Consider the following 2,885-nt stretch of genomic DNA (forward strand, 5'->3'; position numbering starts at 1 on the left):
AAGAAGCACTTGAAATGTTATATGCTGACAGAAAAAATGAATTCCGTGAATTGTCTCATGTACTATTGAATGAAAAGGCTCTAAAATCCATGTCCAATTGGAAAGAATTTGTTTTGAATTTTTCCTTAGATGTGGAAGGTGCTTTTAAATCATGGTCTGGCCAAAACCCTCTTTCAGTTAGTTCGCCTCAAAAAGCACTAACTCTGTTAAGACAATTGGGACATGGTAAAACATCTATGAATCAACTCACTCATCTCTTAAACATTTCATATAATCTATCGCTTGAATTCAAAGAGATATATCGACGCTTAAAATAACTCTCTCTTTTTTTTAACTACAATTTTGGTTAAATCTGATTTGCAATATTTATTTGATTTCTGAACTTCTCAAAAATAGATTCATTTTGTGAGCATCTTAAACAAATCATTATGTTTCTTGCAGTTCTGTTTATATTCTGATATTGACTTTTGATTGACAACAAAATAAGACAATGGAGAATAAATTATTATTTAGATAATTTGACAAATAGTATCAAAGAATAAAAACTGTTTAAAAAAATATAGTGGATTTTTGAATTACCTATATCATGCATGAAAAAAAATTGGATATCTCAGAATACGAGCAAAAATGTCGGGAAATTTTAGATGATCATGAAATCAGATATGCTGGTTTGTTAGATGAGTTTGGAACTTTATTGGCAGGAGGCTATAAACCTGGAATGACAATAAGACTTACTGATGAAAAACTACAATCTGTTTGCAAGGAACTTGCATCTAGAGTTGCAAAGAGAAAAAAATTTGATGAAGAATTAGGACATGTAAAATATTCTGCGTCACGTAGAGAACATGTTGTAATAATGAGTTTTCCAATTTATGATAAAGTAATAATGTTAATTGCGGAATCTAATATTAATATCGATAGATTAGCTTTTCGGGTTATTTCTAAACTAGGACGGCAGTGGGGTGAATTTGTTGGAGAGTAATATGTCCCTTTATTGAGACATTATCTTATGTAACATGACATTGTGAACATCCATTCGTTGTTTGTTTTATGGTGGATAATAGTGTCAAACAATGTATATATTCTGAGACATGTCAGATATATCCGTATTAATTCTTGATTGTCATCAATTATGGGTAAAACACTTGAAATATCTGAAGAACATATGCTGATTTGATTTTTGTCGATTTGATAATCACATAATTTAATTATTTTTGATATAATCAACAATATCTTAAAAAAATCCTGATGCAAAAATTGTTGTTGCATTTATTCATACTCGTCTTCCATTAAGAAATTATTTCATTTGCATCTCTTTACTTTCTAAATCATATGTTTTGAAATATACTCTGGAAAATTGTGGATGTTCAAAAATTATTAATCTAAAATTAAACAAATTTGCTGTAATCAGTGTATGGCACACCCTGGATAAAGCCAGATTTGTAAATCTCCATATGAGAAATATCAAGAAGATTAAAATATTTTCAATATTTTTTGAAAAATTTTTATAGTCTGCTTGTTTTTGGCATGAATCTATAGACATACTTAAGTTTGATAATCTGTTAATCTATTCAAGAACAAAGTCCACCACTACCCCCTGAGTTTGACACTCTAAAGGAAACTAAACGGGATTTTGCATGGGCTATGTTCTATTCTGTCTAGGTTTATTGTGAAAAATTATGATGAACTATGGGTGTATGAATCTCCGTCATTTCTTTTCTCCCAATAATCAGTGGCACATGGATTGTTTTTTGTAGGCGTTTTTAGGATTACGATCATTACAATAACAACTGACGATAAAACAATAACTCCAGTGTAAGGATAAATCAGATCCAGTAACTTGTTTTCTTGGTCAAATAGTTTAATCTCCTTTCCTGAAGCTGTACTGATTGTTCCTAGCAGCAGGGTAGCAATACTAAAAATTATAATATTCTTTTGTTTCACCATACAAATTACACATAATTGCTATAAAATAATTCTCGACAATTAATTTTAAAAAAAGTTGAACATCATGTCCAGCTGTCAAGTCTCCTCAATGCATCTTGCTTTTACTCCACTTGAGTTTTATCTACAGATAAACTTCCAGATTGTGAGGGGTATTTAGAACTGTTTGGTAGATTAGACAGCGGAGGACATGGGATCTAAGATGGAGAATTTTGGAATAGGGAAAAGGTTATTGCGAAAAAATAGTCTGGTTACTCAAAAGTGACTCTAGTCAGGCCATGAATAACTGATCAGGTTACTTTTGGCAAGTAAACGATGAACAAATACACACCTGATTTGTTTATGTGAATTTTAGATAAAATGAAGGGGAATTCATCAAATATGTCGCTAGAAGAACAGATCATATTATCAAGTGTATCTGGCATGTAGCATATCTTGTGAAACTTGAGGGATTTTTCTAATGTCATAATCCATAAAATGAGTTTAGAGTCTATTAATTATCAAATCCAATAGTTCTCATACCAAAACAAGGCTTGTTTCCCTTACTCCAACATTTACAAGAACAAGAAACAGCCTTTCCTGTTTCCAAGTCTTTTACAACTTTATGAAAAATGCTCTCTCTAATTTCTGATTCAATTGATATTATTTCATATCTATCAGGTTCATGATCATAATCAACCATGGTTGTAATCAGATAATTTTGAACTTAAGCTTTTACCTGCTCTGAGTTTAGAATATCTATTTATAATTACAAATCGGTACTCAATGTTTTCAATGCAAAATTCCCACACTTTGGGCACCGATGTTTTTTTAATAATTCTGCATGGGTTTGCATAGACTTTTTAAAATACGTGATATGTTCTCCACAATCTTCACACACACCAGGAATGTCTCCTTTGGGAATCATGTTTTTCTAAATTCTGTGCTAACTTAAGCTTTTG

Annotated in this window: 4 protein-coding genes; 2 read left to right on the plus strand and 2 right to left on the minus strand. The window is 31.1% G+C overall.

Going from position 1 to position 2,885, the window contains the following annotated elements:
• Both OEW78_RS10345 and OEW78_RS10350 read left to right on the plus strand, forming a co-directional pair.
• On the plus strand, positions 1–317 hold a 317-nt coding region (locus tag OEW78_RS10345), incomplete at its 5' end, for a hypothetical protein (protein WP_300327211.1).
• Between the two features lie 269 nt (positions 318–586).
• Positions 587–982: a DUF6659 family protein gene (locus OEW78_RS10350; RefSeq protein WP_300327212.1), complete on the plus strand. Its 396-nt coding sequence runs from the start codon at positions 587–589 to the stop codon at positions 980–982.
• A 695-nt stretch (positions 983–1,677) separates the two neighbouring features.
• On the opposite strand, the gene OEW78_RS10355 is transcribed toward OEW78_RS10350, so the two are convergent.
• Positions 1,678–1,947: a hypothetical protein gene (locus tag OEW78_RS10355; RefSeq protein WP_300327213.1), complete on the minus strand. Its 270-nt coding sequence runs from the start codon at positions 1,945–1,947 to the stop codon at positions 1,678–1,680.
• A 490-nt stretch (positions 1,948–2,437) separates the two neighbouring features.
• Positions 2,438–2,626, minus strand: coding sequence for a hypothetical protein (locus OEW78_RS10360; RefSeq protein ID WP_300327214.1), 189 nt, complete (start codon positions 2,624–2,626; stop codon positions 2,438–2,440).
• Positions 2,627–2,885 lie beyond the last annotated feature (259 nt).

It is taken from the genome of Candidatus Nitrosopumilus sp. (genome assembly GCF_029882185.1).
Lineage (GTDB): Archaea > Thermoproteota > Nitrososphaeria > Nitrososphaerales > Nitrosopumilaceae > Nitrosopumilus.

Bases quoted from the DNA above. Each gene is read 5' to 3' on its own strand.
- OEW78_RS10350 (WP_300327212.1), top strand. From the start codon at position 587: ATGCATGAAAAAAAATTGGATATCTCAGAATACGAGCAAAAATGTCGG.
- OEW78_RS10360 (WP_300327214.1), bottom strand. From the start codon at position 2,626: ATGGTTGATTATGATCATGAACCTGATAGATATGAAATAATATCAATT.
- OEW78_RS10355 (WP_300327213.1), bottom strand. From the start codon at position 1,947: ATGGTGAAACAAAAGAATATTATAATTTTTAGTATTGCTACCCTGCTG.